The organism is Agrobacterium genomosp. 13 str. CFBP 6927, assembly GCA_900012615.1.
Classification (GTDB): Bacteria; Pseudomonadota; Alphaproteobacteria; order Rhizobiales; family Rhizobiaceae; genus Agrobacterium.
The window spans coordinates 862,337-876,841 of the sequence record LT009757.1 but is presented as its reverse complement, the minus strand read 5'-3'; the positions used below and the strand labels follow the sequence as shown (position 1 = coordinate 876,841).

Annotated in this window: 18 protein-coding genes; 9 read left to right on the top strand and 9 right to left on the bottom strand. The window is 58.7% G+C overall.

What is annotated here, in order from left to right:
- The first annotated feature begins 100 nt into the window (after positions 1-100).
- Positions 101-2,005 (top strand): DUF882 domain-containing protein, encoded by a 1,905-nt coding sequence (locus AGR13A_RS18415; protein WP_167377590.1) that lies wholly within the window; start codon positions 101-103, stop codon positions 2,003-2,005.
- A gap of 84 nt (positions 2,006-2,089) precedes the next feature.
- Here the strand turns inward: AGR13A_RS18415 and pyk are convergent, their stop codons facing one another.
- Both pyk and AGR13A_RS18405 read right to left on the bottom strand, forming a co-directional pair.
- Positions 2,090-3,529: a pyruvate kinase gene (pyk, locus tag AGR13A_RS18410; protein ID WP_035222169.1), complete on the bottom strand. Its 1,440-nt coding sequence runs from the start codon at positions 3,527-3,529 to the stop codon at positions 2,090-2,092.
- Positions 3,529-3,960 (bottom strand): DUF1036 domain-containing protein, encoded by a 432-nt coding sequence (locus AGR13A_RS18405; protein WP_374701181.1) that lies wholly within the window; start codon positions 3,958-3,960, stop codon positions 3,529-3,531. The genes pyk and AGR13A_RS18405 overlap by 1 nt, the downstream gene beginning before the upstream one ends.
- Before the next feature lie 246 nt (positions 3,961-4,206).
- Between AGR13A_RS18405 and AGR13A_RS18400 the strand changes: the two genes are divergently transcribed.
- The 3 genes from AGR13A_RS18400 (at position 4,207) to AGR13A_RS18390 (ending at position 5,721) form a co-directional block, all read left to right on the top strand.
- Entirely contained in the window at positions 4,207-4,995 is a 789-nt protein-coding gene (locus tag AGR13A_RS18400) for an N-formylglutamate amidohydrolase (RefSeq protein ID WP_080838404.1), read from the top strand.
- Positions 4,996-5,010: 15 nt separating this feature from the next.
- Positions 5,011-5,316, top strand: a complete 306-nt coding sequence (locus tag AGR13A_RS18395) for a DUF1244 domain-containing protein (protein ID WP_080838401.1) — start codon at positions 5,011-5,013, stop codon at positions 5,314-5,316.
- 147 nt (positions 5,317-5,463) lie between these two features.
- A complete protein-coding gene (locus tag AGR13A_RS18390; RefSeq protein ID WP_080723112.1) occupies positions 5,464-5,721 on the top strand; it encodes a DUF2312 domain-containing protein in 258 nt (85 codons plus the stop codon).
- 48 nt (positions 5,722-5,769) lie between these two features.
- Here the strand turns inward: AGR13A_RS18390 and AGR13A_RS18385 are convergent, their stop codons facing one another.
- From AGR13A_RS18385 to AGR13A_RS18360, 6 genes are all read right to left on the bottom strand, one after another.
- On the bottom strand, positions 5,770-6,339 hold the full coding sequence (locus AGR13A_RS18385) for a hypothetical protein (protein ID WP_080838399.1): 570 nt from the start codon (positions 6,337-6,339) through the stop codon (positions 5,770-5,772).
- Positions 6,340-6,364: 25 nt separating this feature from the next.
- On the bottom strand, positions 6,365-6,985 hold the full coding sequence (locus AGR13A_RS18380) for a tetratricopeptide repeat protein (protein WP_080838396.1): 621 nt from the start codon (positions 6,983-6,985) through the stop codon (positions 6,365-6,367).
- Positions 6,986-7,081: 96 nt separating this feature from the next.
- On the bottom strand, positions 7,082-7,207 hold the full coding sequence (gene ykgO / locus AGR13A_RS18375) for a type B 50S ribosomal protein L36 (protein WP_003497670.1): 126 nt from the start codon (positions 7,205-7,207) through the stop codon (positions 7,082-7,084).
- 139 nt (positions 7,208-7,346) lie between these two features.
- Positions 7,347-8,435 (bottom strand): 5-(carboxyamino)imidazole ribonucleotide synthase, encoded by a 1,089-nt coding sequence (locus AGR13A_RS18370; RefSeq protein WP_080838393.1) that lies wholly within the window; start codon positions 8,433-8,435, stop codon positions 7,347-7,349.
- A gap of 20 nt (positions 8,436-8,455) precedes the next feature.
- Positions 8,456-8,923 carry a 5-(carboxyamino)imidazole ribonucleotide mutase gene (gene purE / locus AGR13A_RS18365; protein WP_167377636.1) on the bottom strand — a complete coding sequence of 156 codons (468 nt, stop codon included), beginning with the start codon at positions 8,921-8,923 and terminating at the stop codon, positions 8,456-8,458.
- Between the two features lie 47 nt (positions 8,924-8,970).
- Positions 8,971-9,174 carry a YdcH family protein gene (locus AGR13A_RS18360; protein WP_003497661.1) on the bottom strand — a complete coding sequence of 68 codons (204 nt, stop codon included), beginning with the start codon at positions 9,172-9,174 and terminating at the stop codon, positions 8,971-8,973.
- A 236-nt stretch (positions 9,175-9,410) separates the two neighbouring features.
- Between AGR13A_RS18360 and AGR13A_RS18355 the strand changes: the two genes are divergently transcribed.
- Positions 9,411-9,587 carry a YdcH family protein gene (locus AGR13A_RS18355; protein ID WP_035222179.1) on the top strand — a complete coding sequence of 59 codons (177 nt, stop codon included), beginning with the start codon at positions 9,411-9,413 and terminating at the stop codon, positions 9,585-9,587.
- Positions 9,588-9,686: 99 nt separating this feature from the next.
- Here the strand turns inward: AGR13A_RS18355 and AGR13A_RS18350 are convergent, their stop codons facing one another.
- Positions 9,687-10,451, bottom strand: a complete 765-nt coding sequence (locus AGR13A_RS18350; RefSeq protein ID WP_035222736.1) for a sulfite exporter TauE/SafE family protein — start codon at positions 10,449-10,451, stop codon at positions 9,687-9,689.
- A gap of 104 nt (positions 10,452-10,555) precedes the next feature.
- On the opposite strand from AGR13A_RS18350, the gene AGR13A_RS18345 reads away from it, so the two are divergent.
- The 4 genes from AGR13A_RS18345 to AGR13A_RS18330 all read left to right on the top strand — a co-directional run bounded on the left by AGR13A_RS18345 (position 10,556) and on the right by AGR13A_RS18330 (position 14,504).
- Complete coding sequence (locus AGR13A_RS18345; protein ID WP_080838387.1) at positions 10,556-11,209, top strand: thiamine phosphate synthase; 654 nt, start codon at positions 10,556-10,558, stop codon at positions 11,207-11,209.
- Between the two features lie 8 nt (positions 11,210-11,217).
- On the top strand, positions 11,218-12,318 hold the full coding sequence (locus AGR13A_RS18340; RefSeq protein ID WP_167377589.1) for a tetratricopeptide repeat protein: 1,101 nt from the start codon (positions 11,218-11,220) through the stop codon (positions 12,316-12,318).
- A 164-nt stretch (positions 12,319-12,482) separates the two neighbouring features.
- Entirely contained in the window at positions 12,483-13,283 is an 801-nt protein-coding gene (locus AGR13A_RS18335) for an inositol monophosphatase family protein (protein WP_035222743.1), read from the top strand.
- A 201-nt stretch (positions 13,284-13,484) separates the two neighbouring features.
- Entirely contained in the window at positions 13,485-14,504 is a 1,020-nt protein-coding gene (locus AGR13A_RS18330) for a flagellar motor protein MotA (RefSeq protein ID WP_080840306.1), read from the top strand.
- The last annotated feature ends 1 nt before the right edge of the window (position 14,505 follow it).

Below are 14,505 nucleotides of genomic sequence, written 5' to 3'. Positions count from 1 at the left end.
AAACCTCTTGTTAGTGGCTGATTCACTATGTAGAGGAAGGTTGCATGTGTGTGGCAATTTTGCCATCGTGTCACCGTATTTGACGTTCATTTGAGGCAATGTGACAGAAATTGTCTTCCAGGCGGGGATCGAATTGCCATATCTGCATCGGAATAACGCGCTGTCGACCAAGATCGCGCGCGGCTTGATCAAGGATATATGCACGAAGCTGTCGGCACGCGCTGTCACCTTTGCCTGCCTGATGCTCGCCGCCATGCCTTTCGTAGGTGCCTCGGCGACGGAAGCCTTCGCCGAGACGCGCAGCCTTAAACTGTATTATATCCATACACGCGAGAAGGCGGTCATCACCTTCAAGCGCAATGGCAAATACGACCAGAAGGGTCTGCAGGAGCTGAACCGGTTCCTGCGTGACTGGCGCCGCAACCAGCCGACACGGATGGACCCGCGCCTGTTCGATCTCGTCTGGGAAGTTTATCGCCGCAGCGGCGCGACCGATTACATCAACGTCGTTTCGGCCTTTCGCTCGCCGGAGACCAATGGTCTCCTGCGCACCCGGACCAAGGGTGTCGCGGAAAAAAGCCAGCATATGCTCGGCAAGGCCATGGATTTTTACATACCCGGCGTGAAGCTGGCGCGTCTGCGCGAAATCGGTATGCAGATGCAGATCGGCGGCGTCGGTTTCTACCCGAGTTCCGGTTCCCCCTTCGTGCACATGGATGTCGGCGGCGTTCGCGCCTGGCCGCGCATGAGCCGCCAGGAACTCGTCCGCATCTTCCCGAACGGCAATACGCTGCATCTTCCCTCCGACGGCAAGCCGCTTCCCGGTTACGAACAGGCTCTGGCGGATTACAAGAAGCGCGTCAGCTCGTCCTCTATCCAGGTTGCTTCCAGCGCCGGTTCTGGTCCTGCTTCTTCCGGCGGCGGCAAGCGCAAGACGCTGTTGCAGACACTCTTTGGCGGCGGAGGCGATGAGGATGAAGATCCGGATAGCATCGCAGCGCCGGAGCCCGCAGAACGCCCGGCTGTCGCACGGCCGGCTGCTCCGCAGCCCGCAGCGCCCGAGCCGGAACAGGCCATTGCCGTTGCTTCCGCACAATCTCTTCCTGGCGTGAACGATGCGCCGCTGCCAACGGCTCGTCCCGCCTTCGGCAATCAGCCGGCCAATACTGGCCTTGCGACTGCACTTTATTCTCCTGCCCGCAATGCTGCGCAGGATGCACTGCAGGCTGCGACAACGCCGACACCGGCGTCCGCTCCAGCTGAGCGTCAGCAATTTGCCGATCTGGCTGAGGTATCCGTACCCGTGCCGACACTTCTCGGGCCGCGTGGCATGAGAGGCGATGCCGAGGGATCGATCCTGACGGCTTCGGCAGATGGCGCAACCCCGGCTGCGACCGGTGAACTTGCCTCCGTTCCGGTTCCCGCCAATCGCCCGGCAGTCGCAGAAGCCCTGCTGGCGGCGGCCAATGCTGACCCCGAAGGTGAAGACGATCTCGCCGACGCACAGCAGGATACGCTTTCGCCGACAGTGGTAGCGGCTCTTGAACAGAGCGGTCAGGCTGCCCGTTCGCAGGTTCAATCGGCTGCCGTTCCGACAGCTGCTGCGTTCCCGGCCGCTGTCAACCACAAGGTTACGGTAGCGCCGGCCGAAATGGCCAAGGCAGAACCGAAGCAGGGCTTCGGCGATGCCTTCGACCTCAAGCCCGCCATCAATGGTGGGCTCACTGCCGGCTTGCCGACCAAGGGTTCGCGCCCGAGCAAGCAGGATGCGGCTGTTTCCCATCAGGCGATGGTTGGTGGTGGCCGCCTGACGCAGGATCTGATCTCGGATTGGGCGCTGAACCAGAACAAGGGTACGACCGGGCGTTCGGTAAAGGCACCGCGCGTTATCGCCAACCGCATGCTCAGCCACGACATGTCGGCCTCTGCCACCTCGGCAAGCTTCAGGCCGGGCGCTGCGGCAATCGAGTCCAGCCGCTTCAGCACGCCGGTGAAAATGCACTGAGCCCAAGCTGTTGTAGTGCAGCCTAAAGGCCAACAAAAAACCCGCCGGTGACGGCGGGTTTTTTTATGACGGTTTGTTCTGACTTCAGACGCCGCTCTGGCCGTCCGAGCCGATATAGGCGATGCGCACCATATTGGTTGCGCCGGGGGTTCCGAGTGGTACGCCGGCGGAGATGATGATGCGCTCGCCCGGCTTGCCGAAACCTTCGGATACGACGATGCGACAAGCGCGGTTCACCATGTCGTCCAGATCGCTGGCATCGCCGGTGACGACGCAGTGCAGGCCCCATACCACTGACAGGCGGCGTGCGGTCTGGATGATCGGCGAAAGCGCAATGATCGGAACCTGCGGCCGTTCACGCGCGGCGCGCAGGCCCGTCGTGCCGGAGGACGTATAGGTGACGATCGCCGCAAGCTTCAGCGTTTCGGCAATCTGGCGGGCGGCAAGCGAAATCGCGTCGGCGCCGGTTGCTTCCGGCTGCGGGCGCTGCGCGTAGATGATGTTGGAATAATAGGGATCCTGTTCCACCGTGCTGGCGATGGACGCCATGGTCGACACGGCTTCGACCGGGTAATCACCGGAGGCCGATTCAGCCGAAAGCATGATGGCATCGGCGCCTTCAAACACGGCGGTGGCGACGTCCGACACCTCGGCGCGGGTCGGAACCGGTGCGGTAATCATGGATTCCAGCATCTGGGTGGCGACAACGACGGGCTTGCCGGCCCGACGGCAGGCGCGTGTCAGCTGCTTCTGGATGCCCGGAACTGCTTCCAGCGGCATTTCGACACCGAGATCGCCACGTGCGACCATCAATGCGTCGGAAAGTTCGATGATTTCCTCGATCCGCTCGATCGCCTGCGGCTTCTCGATCTTGGACATCAGGCCAACGCGGCCGCGCGAAATCTTGCGGACTTCGGCCAGGTCTTCCGGGCGCTGGACGAAGGAAAGTGCAACCCAGTCCACTTCATTGGTTGCCAGAACGGCATCGAGATCGACGCGGTCCTTATCGGTCAGCACGCCGACGCCAAGCAGGGTATCGGGCAGGCTGATGCCCTTGCGGTCGGAAATCCGGGTGCCGGAAACGACCGTGGTGACGATGCTCTTGCCGTCGCATTTTTCAGCGCGCAGATGCAGCTTGCCGTCATCGATCAGCAGGCGATGGCCAGGCTTGACCGCTTCGAGAATTTCAGGGTGCGGCAGGAAAACGCGGCTGTTGTCGCCGGGGGCGTCATTATTGTCCAGCGTGAAGGTCTGGCCAGGAACGAGATCGACCTTGGTTTCGGCAAATTTTCCGACGCGCAGCTTGGGACCCTGCAGGTCGGCCAGAATGCCGATGGGACGGCCGTTGCGGCTCTCGACCGAACGGATACGCTGAATGAGCGTCCGCATCACGTCGTGGCTCGCATGGCTCATGTTGATGCGGAAGAGATCGGCGCCGGCCAGATGCAGCTTCTCGATCATCGCCTCTTCGGAAGAGGCGGGGCCGAGAGTTGCAAGAATTTTGACTTTGCGGTTACGCTTCATCAGTTTTGATTTCCCTGTGTGCCTGGCGTATCGGAAAGCTGGACCATCCAGCTGCCCTGTCTGCCCGTGTCATATTCCTTGAAACCCATTCTCTGGAAGCTGCGGGCATAACAATCGTCTACGCCGTCGATCTTGAACTCGTTTTCCGCCACACACATGTTGACGTCACCAGTCCAGCGGCCGCCATGGGCGGCATCCTCGGCATAAAGATAATAATAACGCGACTGCAGCTCACCCTCTATCAGCGTTGCGCAGGTAGAGGAGGGAACCTGCCACCAGCCTTCGCTGACCCAGCCGTTTTGTGCCCGGTAGCCGATTGCGACCCCCACGAGGTTTTGCGTGCTGTTGCAGACGCGGAAATCCGCATGGGCGGTCTCCACGAACACAAACGGGGTCAGAAACAATGCCGCTGCGGAAAAAAGACGGGTGATATGCCGAAAAAGGCGAGGAAGAGCGAGAGATGACTGAGTCACGGCTTCCATCCGGATTCCATGGTTATAATGAACACACTTCTTGGCGTGGCCGCCAGAGAAAGTCAACGCGAGTTTAATCGATTATATTGTTCGTGGGATCATGAGTGCGATAAGGTAGATGGCTATTCTTTCGCCGAAACTTGCGCCCGGCCTCAAGCCATGCCATCAAGCTTTTCTCCTCAATCCTGCCCCAGAAAATCATCGATGAACGACTTCATACCCTATGAAATCATAGAAGGCGATTATGACAAAGGCATGGTTCTTCTGGCGGACCATGCCATGAACCTCCTGCCGGCACACTACGGCAAACTTGGCCTTCCGCAAACCGCTTTTCATCGCCATATCGCATTTGATATCGGCATAGAAGGGTTGACACGGTCGCTCGCCGCCCGCCTTGGCGTGCCGGCGGTCCTCGGGCGCTTTTCGCGGCTCCTGATCGATCCGAATCGCGGTGAGGACGATCCCACTCTCATCATGAAGATTTCGGACGGCGCCATCATCCCCGGCAATCACCCGATTTCGGATGAGGAATGGCAGACGCGCATCGAGATTTTTCACCGGCCTTATCACGATGCCGTTGATCGCGTGCTCAACGGTGTTGCACAGTCGTCCGGGGAGGCGCCTCTCGTTCTGTCGCTGCATTCCTACACGCCGTTCTGGAAGGAAACGCCGCGGCCCTGGCATGCGGCTGTTCTCTGGGACACGGATAATCGTGTGGTCGATCCGCTTCTGGCGCATCTGCGCGCGACCGGCGACATTCTCGTCGGCGACAACGAACCCTATGACGGAGCGCTGAAGGGTGACACCATGTACCGCCATTGCATGATGAGGGGCATACCGCATGCGCTTCTTGAGGTTCGGCAGGATCTGATCGCGGATGAGGAGGGGATTGCCGACTGGTCGGACCGGCTCGCTCCCATTTTTGCCGCAATGAACGACGATCCCGTCCTGCATGAGTACCAGCTGTTTGCCTCTCGCACCGGCCCCTATTGAGCCTGGAGTTGCCCCATGACGACACAGAACGACAAACAGCAGATCGAATTCGAGGCGGCCGCCTTCCGCCGTTTGGTGCAGCATCTTCGCGAGCGCCATGATGTGCAGAACATCGACATGATGAATCTCGCAGGCTTCTGTCGCAATTGCCTTTCCAACTGGTACCGTGAAGCGGCGGACGAGGCTGGTGTGCCGCTTAGCAAGCAAGAATCCCGGGAAATCGTCTACGGAATGCCTTATGAGGACTGGAAGGAAAAATATCAGGCGGAGGCGAGTGATGCCCAGAAAGCCGCCTTCGAGCAAAACCGGCCCAGCGAATAACCCCTTATCGATGGAAACGACTTGACGTGAGGCCCGGCAATGGGCAGTTCACAGGCCGGAATTTTTGTCGCCCGGTTGGCGGCGACCGGCGAAAGCTTCGCCCGGATTGTATGAACAAGGCTCGCAAGAGCGCCAATGAAGGATGATATGATGGACGAAACGAGCACCACCGAAACCGTCGCCGCCGCCGAACTGCGTCAGATTATTGAACGCATTGAACGGCTGGAAGAAGAAAAGGCCGCCATTCAGGGTGACATCAAGGACGTGATTGGCGAAGCCAAAGGGCGTGGTTACGATACCAAGGCGATCCGCACCATCATCCGCCTGCGCAAGAAGGACGCCAACGAGCGTATCGAGGAAGAAACCATTCTTCAGACCTATATGGCCGCGCTTGGTATGGAATAATTAGCGCCAACAAGTTGCTGTAGGGCGATAGACGAATACGCCCTACAGCTAAATTTTATCGCCCAGCAGGTCTTTATTGGCGATAAGGAGTTCGAGAATCTTTTCGCTCACGAACTCACGCTCTTTCGACAGTTCAGCTTGTCGCTCTTCTGCGGATCGCGAAATCTCTGTAAACATAACGACTGTAAACAGAAACTCCTCGAAACCGCCGGGGCGTGTCACTTCGGATATAGGCCGTTCGATCGTGAGAGTGCGAAACAAATTACGCTTTTCTTCATCCGATACATGAAATACCAGTTTGTGCGCAAACCTGTTGCGTAAGTTATTTACGGCTTTTAGAACATTGCCGAATTCATCGCGAAAGTAACCCAGCGCCTGGCATAGGCTAAGTTTTTCAGCGAACGATCTGTAGCCGTTGAAATACGAGTCAGGATGATCGAGATGCGTGTTCAAAACTTCAGTGACGATGTGATCCAGATAGATATGGGCGACTATTAGTTTCCCCCAATCCTCAGTCACGGAAATTCGATCTATGAACTCGCCGATATCGAAACTCGGGTTATCTCCAATGGAGTTTAAAAGACTTTCGGCTGCTTTAAATTCATTCTGCTCTGCCAAAATATCGTCCTGATAAATCCAATAATTAGCCGCGCGTTCCCGCCAATTTTTCGGAAAGGTCGACGGCCTGTTTGCGGGCGTCTTTGTCCGCGGGATAGAGCGCCAGGTAGCGTTCCCAGGCCTTCAGAGCCAGTTCGTCTCGGCCCGAGGCTTCAAGGATGTTGGCGAGGCTCGCCAGCGCCGGAAAATAGCGCGGCTCCTTCTCCAGCGTCAGGTTGATGTCTGCCATCGCCTTGCGGGTGTCGCCATCGGCAAAATGCACCATGGCGCGGCGATAGGGTGCCTGCACGTAGTCCGGATCGAGCAAAACGATCTGGTCGAGAAAATCGTAAGCGGCGGCGTTACGCTTCTCGTCAGACGCTTCGCCTGCCCATTGCATCAGAAGATTGATCGTCGCGCTGCCGGAATCATTCCATTCGGAAGCGATCTGGTTGGCGATGCTGCGCGCCTTGACGGCGTTTCGCTCTTTTTTCAGGGATGCGAAAAGAGTGTCTATGGTCCTGGCGGGAGAAGGCGCGGGTTCCACCACTGCGGGGGCTTGCCCATCCGCAGCATGACCAATGGAGGCCATTCCCGGAAACGCGAGGCCTGAAAACAGGAAACCCTGAGCGACGATGATAGCCATGCAAAAACGATTTGGGCGCATGGGTTAAAGCTTAACCCGACTGCGCCCAATATCAAATGCAAAGTTCTACTCTGTCAACAAAGTGATCCGCGATCTTGATCGCGAACCGCAGTCCAATCAGCCCTGACGAGCCTTGAAGCGCGGGTTCTGCTTGTTGATGATGTAGACGCGGCCCTTGCGGCGAACCAGGCGGTTATCGCGATGACGGGCCTTAAGCGCTTTAAGCGAATTCTTGATTTTCATTTTACTGGTCCGCAGTTTTGCACGGCTTTTACCGTGCTTATTCAAACAATCAAAAGCGCGCAACGGGGCGCGCTCTTTTCGGTTGGCAGGCAAATACCCGTTTGACCCCTGCCTGTCAACACTTGCAGGGGTTTTTACCTTAAAAGACTGAGGCTTTTCCTGTGTGCAAAAGCTCGGTCACGTGGCCCATCTTGCGTCCGGGCCGTGCTTCGGTCTTGCCGTAGAGGTGGACGAGACAGTCTTTTTTCGAAAGCCATGCCGGCACATCATTGATGTCATCGCCGATGAGATTGGTCATGACGCAATCCGAATGGCGGGCCGTGCTGCCGGGCGCGAGGCCCGATACGGCACGGATATGCTGTTCGAATTGCGAAATCACGCAGGCCGCTTCCGTCCAGTGGCCGGTATTGTGCACACGCGGCGCCATTTCGTTGGCAACCAGCGAACCGTCGGGCAGGACGAAGAATTCGATGCCGATCACACCCACATAATCGAGTGCCGCCAGCAGCTTTTCCGCTGATTGCACGGCAACAGCTTTCGCCGCGTCGGAGAGCGCTGCCGGAACGGTGGATGTATGCAGAATGCCGTTCAGATGAATGTTTTCCGCCGGATCGTAGCAGGTAACGGTGCCATCCTGAAAACGGGCGGCGATGATCGAGATTTCCCGCTCGAAGGCGACGAAGCTTTCAAGGAGGAGCGGCACGCCACCGAGCGCCTCGAAGGCACCGGTGATGTCCTCGCCACCCTGGAAAAGCCGCTGGCCCTTGCCGTCATAACCCATACGGCGGGTTTTCAGCACGCCCTTGCCGCCGAAAGCGCCCAATGCCGCTTCCAGTTCTTTTTGATTGTCCACGGCGCGAAAATCGGCGGTCGGAATGCCGCAACCGTTGAGGAAGCGCTTTTCCGTCAACCGGTCCTGCGAGGCGCTGAGCGCCTGCGGCGGCGGATAGACGGGAACGGAGGCGCTCAGCATCTCGGCTGCCGCGACAGGCACATTCTCGAATTCATAGGTCACGACATCACAAAGGCGGCCGAGTTCCGCAAGTGCTGTCTCGTCGTCGTAATCCGCGACGATCTGGCTGTTGCAGACCTGTGCGGCCGGACAATCGGCCTGTGGTTCCAAGACGATGGTGCGGTGGTTGAGGCGTGCCGCCGCCATTGCCAGCATGCGGCCAAGCTGTCCGCCGCCGATGATGCCGATGATGAGATTATTGTTTTCCGTCGTCACTTCAGAAGTCTCAGAGGTCGTCACTGGGCGTTGTCCATGGGATATTCGGCCACGGCCGCCGACTGGCGCGCGCGCCATGCGTCGAGCCGGTCTGCAAGATCCTCGTCGCTGAGTGCCAGAACCGCTGCCGCCAGAAGTGCGGCATTGATCGCGCCGGCCTTGCCGATCGCAAGCGTTCCGACGGGAATGCCGGCAGGCATCTGGACGATGGAATAGAGGCTGTCCTGCCCGGACATTGTCTTGGACTGCACCGGAACGCCGAAGACCGGAAGCGGTGTCATCGAAGCGGTCATGCCCGGCAGATGGGCGGCACCGCCCGCACCGGCGATGATGACCTTGAAGCCTTCGTCCTTCGCGCCGTTGGCGAAATCATAAAGCCGGTCCGGCGTGCGGTGGGCGGAAATGATGCGGGCTTCGTATTCCACGTCCAGCGCATCCAGCGTATCGGCGGCGTTCTTCATCGTCTCCCAGTCGGACTGGCTGCCCATGATGATGGCGACGGGGGGCGTTTCTGCTGTCACGTAATTTCTCCGGCTCAGGCAATGATATCGGGAATGACCTGGTCTTCGAGCTGGGTCATCTTGTCCTTGACGGCCAGCTTCTTCTTCTTCATGCGCTGTATCCTCAGCGCATCGCAGCTGGTCTGGATCATCGCATTGATCGCAGCGTCATAATCCTCATGCTCCTGGCGCAGCCGCGCCAGCGTGAGCCTGATGTCCGCCTGGTCCTGATCGGGCATCTTGTCATCCCCATTTTATGCCAGCCGGATAGCCTCCGGCGCCTATGTCGTCTGTTCTCGAGCCTCTATCATCAAATCGCGGTAACGGGAAGTTATCCGTTGCGACCAAATTGCCCACTAATTGCCTTCATTTCGCCTTCGACAATACCATTAATCCATGTCACATTGTCGTCGCAAACCTGAAACTCCAGCGATGGAGAGCTGGAGGTAGGCTTAAAAATGGAAGGACGTGCCGCATGACCATTCAGGCTCATATTGCATCGCTCGAAAAGAAACACGGTGCTCTGGAGGAAGAGCTCGAAAGTATTCTTGCTTCCCCGTCTTCGGACGACACAGAGATCGCTGACCTCAAACGTCGAAAACTGCGCCTGAAGGATGAACTGCAGAGGCTTAAAGCCTCCACAAGGCATTAAATGATGCCATGCCGCAGCCTTCAATGAAGGACTGACGGTTCCTTTTCGGCCCTGACGACACCTGCGGTGTTGCCAGGGCTTTTTAGTGGCTGTCAAAACCTAAAAGGGCAGTCCGTCCCATAGCAGTTTCAGGGCCGCGATCAGCGCCATGGTATACATCAGCGGGTAAAACACCGATGGTTTCAGGTATTTCACCACCCTTGCACCGGCGAGCGTCGCCAGCATCGCGACTGGCAAAAGGCTGGCCGAGGTCTTGAGGTTGGTGGCGTCCAGCGCGCCCAGCGCAAAATAGGGAATGAGCTTGATCGCGTTCATGATGGCGAAGAAACGCACGCTCATGCCGGTATAGGTCTTGGGGTCGAGCTTCAGCGGCAGGACATAGATCTGGAAGGGCGGGCCGCCCGCATGGGCGACAAAACTCGCATAACCCGAAAGGCTGGACCAGAGCGTTGCGGCGGCCGGCCGTTGTGGTCTGGCCGGGATTTGCTGCCCGTTGCGGCTTTTGAAGCTCTCCTGGAAATAGCGCAGCACGAAGAGGATCGTCACCGAGGCGACGACAAGCCGCATCGCATCTGCAGATATGAGGCTCGAGGTTGCCCAGCCGAGTGCGATGCCGGCGATTGCGCCGGGCAGCATGATGAGGAGCGTCTGCCGGTGATTGTGGTGTCGCCACGCCCAAAGCGCCACGAGATCCATCACGATCAGGATCGGCAGGAAGATCGCCGCCGCCTGTACCGGCGGTATTGCAAGCGCCATCAGCGGCACGCCCATCAGCGCCAGCGCGCCACCCAAACCACCCTTGGAAAGGCCGACAAGCACGACTGCGGGGATAGCGACGAGGAAAAAATGAAAATCGGTCAGCATGGATGGATGGTTGATCCTTTCGCCGGTCCGGTTTATCGGATTTATCATATCAAAACGAGTGCAGATCGCGCCGGAAGTGTCTTCTGCCTGAAATGGACGAACCAATGACCATAGTTGAAGACCGTTGCCGCCTTGTTCTGATCGTCCCGCAATCGGACGATGCGCAAAAGCAGGCGACAGATGTGGAAGAAGCACTGCGGGGCGGCGATGTGGCCTCGGTCATCATTCCGCAATACGGTCTGGATGACGCCTCTTTCCAGAAGCGCGCCGAACTGATCGTGCCTCTCGTCCAGAAGGCGGGTGCGGCTGCGCTCATTGCAGGCGACAGCCGGGTTGCGGGCCGGGTGAAGGCGGATGGCCTGCATGTGGCGGGCAATGCCGAGGCGCTTGCCGAAGCCGTTGAAAATTTCACGCCCAAGATGATCGTCGGCGGCGGCAATGCGGATGACCGTCACAAGGCTCTGGAACAGGGCGAGTCCAATCCGGACTACGTCTTTTTTGGCAAGCTCGAAGGCGACATCAAGCCGGAAGCGCACCCCAAAAATCTGGCGCTTGGCGAGTGGTGGGCTTCGATGATCGAAATCCCGGCCATCGTCATGGGTGGTACGGATCCGTCATCGGTGGTTGCCGTTGCTGAAACCGGCGTGGAATTTGTGGCGATGCGCAGCGGCGTTTTCGACAATGCTGCCGGCGCCTCCCAGGCCGTTTCTGAAATCAACGCGTTGCTTGACGAAAAAGCGCCACGGTTTGGCGGTTGATACAGGCGATGTTCATGCGCTCGGTTCCCTTCTGCCTTTCCGTTTCGCTGATGACGCTGATTTTTGGCGCGTCGGCGGGCGTTGCTTTTGCCCAGTCCGGACCGCAGAGCGAAAGCAACGCGCTTTCCCGCCAGATGGAGGATGAGGCGCAGCCTTCCCGTCAGGGCAGGGTGCAATCGGAAGAACAGAAGGATTTGCAACCGTCGCAGGGCGTCAACGTCTATCAGCGCATGGGTGCCGAACTGCCGGCCCTGCCACCTGAAAAGGAGTTCAAGGGCAGGGTGGACGAGGCCTACGGTCATTTCCAGCGCGGTGAATATGTGCAGGCGCTCGACAAGGCGTTGACCCGTGCGCAGAACGGCGATGCGGCCGCCCAGACACTGGTGGCGGAAATGATGTCGCGCGGGCTCGGCATTGCCCGTGACGAGAAGACCGCGGCTTTCTGGTACCAGCAGGCGGCGCAGGGTGGTGACGCCGTCGCCATGTTCAAATTCGCCCTGATCCTGATGGAAGGTAAATTCGTCACCCGCGACAAGGTGAAAGCCGACGATTACATGCGCCGGGCCGCGGAAGCCGGCAATGCCTCGGCCCAGTTCAACTGGGGGCAGATCCTGGTTTCGGAAAATCCCGGTGCCAAGGGATTGCTGATGGCCATGCCGTTTTATGAAAAATCCGCCGAACAGGGCATTGCCGATGCGCAATATGCGGTGTCGCAGATTTACTGGTCGCTCAAGGATGTGCCTGCCGAAAAGAAGGCCAAGGCAAGGGACTGGCTGATGCGGGCCGCGAAGGCGGGCTACGATACCGCGCAGGTCGATCTCGGCATCTGGCTGGTCAATGGTTTTGGCGGCGAGCGAAATCTGGATGAGGGCTTCCGCTGGCTTTATGGCGCTGCACAGCGCGGCAATGTTGTGGCCCAGAACAAGGTGGCGCACCTCTATATTCAGGCACTGGGCACCCGACCCGACCCGGTGGAAGCGGCCAAATGGTATGTGCTTTCCCGGCGTGCAGGGCTCAAGGATCCGGCTCTTGAGGATTTTTATCTCGGCATCACCGACGAGCAGCAGAAAAAGGCGATCGAGGCGGCAAATCGGTTCCGCCCGGTGTGATGCAGGGCGGCTCAACCGCTGCCGGCGTTCGCCCGCGGGCTTTTTGCCTTGAATTTCCGCGCGTTTTGTGGTCTTGAACCGCAAACTTTCAATTCAAGAAAATAATGACGTGCCTGCCCGGCAAGCTTTCGGGCGGTTCGCAAGCTTTCCAGGAAACAAACTCGATGGCCCGTTCAGCCCTTCTCAATGTCATGGTTCAGGCCGCCATCAAGGCGGGTAAGTCTTTGTCGCGTGACTTCGGTGAAGTGCAGAACCTTCAGGTTTCGGTCAAGGGACCGAGTGACTTCGTATCGCAGGCAGACCTCAAGGCCGAGAAGATCGTGCGCGATGAACTGATGAAGGCCCGCCCCACCTACGACTTCCTGGGCGAGGAAGGCGGCGAGGAAAAAGGCAGTGACGGCGCCCATCGCTGGATCGTCGATCCGCTTGATGGCACGACCAATTTCCTGCACGGCATTCCGCATTTCGCCGTTTCCATCGCGCTGGAGCGCAACGGTGAAGTCGTCGCCGGCGTGATCTTCAACCCGGCGACCGACGAACTCTATACTGCCGAGCGTGGCGGTGGCGCCTTCCTCAACGATCGCCGCATTCGCGTTGCAGCGCGTAAGGCGCTGACCGATTGCGTTATCGGCTGCGGCGTGCCGCATCTCGGCCGTGGCAATCACGGTAAATTCCTCGTCGAGCTCCGTCATGTCATGGGTGAAGCGGCCGGCATTCGCCGCATGGGTGCGGCAGCACTTGACCTTGCCTATGTTGCTGCGGGCCGTCTCGACGGTTTCTGGGAGGCGGATCTTTCGCCCTGGGACATGGCGGCCGGTCTGGTGCTGATTCGCGAGGCCGGTGGCTTCGCCTCTGATATCAAGGGTGGCACTGACATCTTCGGCAGCGGTACTGTTGCGGCTGGAAATGAATATATCCACAAGTCGCTCGTGGAAGTCGCCAACCGCCCGATACCGGGCCGCTGATCGATTTCGGCAGAAAACCTGCCGTTTAGTGCAAGTTTTTAAGCGCCCGGCGAACCCTTGCCGGGCGTTTTTGTTTTTCTGAGCGCTGGTCCCATCCGTCTTTGCAAAATGCGTATGACGAAAGACCGGCTTTTCGCTTCAAATCGTCGCAATTTTCAAATAGCTTCCGCTGGATACCTGACCGAAGGGAATGCGAACGTTATGGCGGATTCGGAGTTACTTGATCTCGGCGTCGAGAAGCCGGTGACCACACGGCAATACAGCCACAAGCTGTCCAGCCCGACACCGTTTCTCTGGACGATGGTTCTGTTTCTGATCCTCGTGGGTTTCCTGGCGGCCATTCTTTACCGGCAGGCGCACACCGCCTTCATGACGAACCCGGGCCTGAACGGTTTCATTCTCGGCGTTCTCGCCATCGGCATTATTCTGGTGTTCACGCAGACCATGAGCCTGCGTTCGGAAGTGCGCTGGTTCAACGCGTTCCGCGCCGCTGGCAGCGTTGAGAAGGTTGGCCGCGCGCCAAAGTTACTTGCCCCCATGAGCACGCTGATTGGCAAGCGCGGTGAGGTCCGGCTTTCCGCCGTTACGCAGCGCACGATCCTCGATTCCATCGCGACTCGCCTTGATGAGACGCGTGATACCTCGCGTTATCTCGTTGGCCTTCTGGTTTTCCTTGGCCTGCTCGGCACCTTTTGGGGCCTCATCGGCACCATTGGCGCCATCAGCAACGTCATCCAGTCGCTTGATCCAAGTGCTGGTGATAGCAACGATATTCTCGGCTCCCTCAAGGCCGGCCTGACTGCGCCGCTGGCGGGCATGGGAACGGCGTTTTCCTCGTCGCTGCTTGGCCTTTCGGGTTCGCTGATCCTCGGATTTCTCGATCTTCAGGCGGGTCGCGCCCAGAATCGTTTTTACACTCAGCTCGAGAACTGGCTGTCTTCCGTGACGGATACCTCGGCGGAAATGCCGAGGGAGTTCAAGGCTGAAGCCGGCGCGGTTGTCAGCACCGAGCGTTCGCTTGCGGCCATGACCAGCCTTGCCGAGGGCATTCAGGGTCTGGTCAAGAATATGCGCAGCGAACAGCAGATGCTGCGCGACTGGATCGAGGCGCAGCAGGAGGAATCGAGATCGCTCCGCCGCACGCTTGATCGGCTGTCGACGCGCATCGACGGGGAGACAAAATCCTCCGGACGCACCCGGCACGATAACGGGAGCGAGTAGC

Bases quoted from the DNA above. Each gene is read 5' to 3' on its own strand.
- AGR13A_RS18380 (WP_080838396.1), bottom strand. From the start codon at position 6,985: ATGCGCCCAAATCGTTTTTGCATGGCTATCATCGTCGCTCAGGGTTTC.
- AGR13A_RS18395 (WP_080838401.1), top strand. From the start codon at position 5,011: ATGACGACACAGAACGACAAACAGCAGATCGAATTCGAGGCGGCCGCC.
- AGR13A_RS18345 (WP_080838387.1), top strand. From the start codon at position 10,556: ATGACCATAGTTGAAGACCGTTGCCGCCTTGTTCTGATCGTCCCGCAA.
- AGR13A_RS18330 (WP_080840306.1), top strand. From the start codon at position 13,485: ATGGCGGATTCGGAGTTACTTGATCTCGGCGTCGAGAAGCCGGTGACC.
- AGR13A_RS18340 (WP_167377589.1), top strand. From the start codon at position 11,218: ATGTTCATGCGCTCGGTTCCCTTCTGCCTTTCCGTTTCGCTGATGACG.
- purE (WP_167377636.1), bottom strand. From the start codon at position 8,923: ATGGGCAGCCAGTCCGACTGGGAGACGATGAAGAACGCCGCCGATACG.
- AGR13A_RS18355 (WP_035222179.1), top strand. From the start codon at position 9,411: ATGACCATTCAGGCTCATATTGCATCGCTCGAAAAGAAACACGGTGCT.
- AGR13A_RS18400 (WP_080838404.1), top strand. From the start codon at position 4,207: ATGAACGACTTCATACCCTATGAAATCATAGAAGGCGATTATGACAAA.
- AGR13A_RS18360 (WP_003497661.1), bottom strand. From the start codon at position 9,174: ATGCCCGATCAGGACCAGGCGGACATCAGGCTCACGCTGGCGCGGCTG.
- AGR13A_RS18350 (WP_035222736.1), bottom strand. From the start codon at position 10,451: ATGCTGACCGATTTTCATTTTTTCCTCGTCGCTATCCCCGCAGTCGTG.
- pyk (WP_035222169.1), bottom strand. From the start codon at position 3,529: ATGAAGCGTAACCGCAAAGTCAAAATTCTTGCAACTCTCGGCCCCGCC.
- AGR13A_RS18390 (WP_080723112.1), top strand. From the start codon at position 5,464: ATGATGGACGAAACGAGCACCACCGAAACCGTCGCCGCCGCCGAACTG.
- AGR13A_RS18335 (WP_035222743.1), top strand. From the start codon at position 12,483: ATGGCCCGTTCAGCCCTTCTCAATGTCATGGTTCAGGCCGCCATCAAG.
- ykgO (WP_003497670.1), bottom strand. From the start codon at position 7,207: ATGAAAATCAAGAATTCGCTTAAAGCGCTTAAGGCCCGTCATCGCGAT.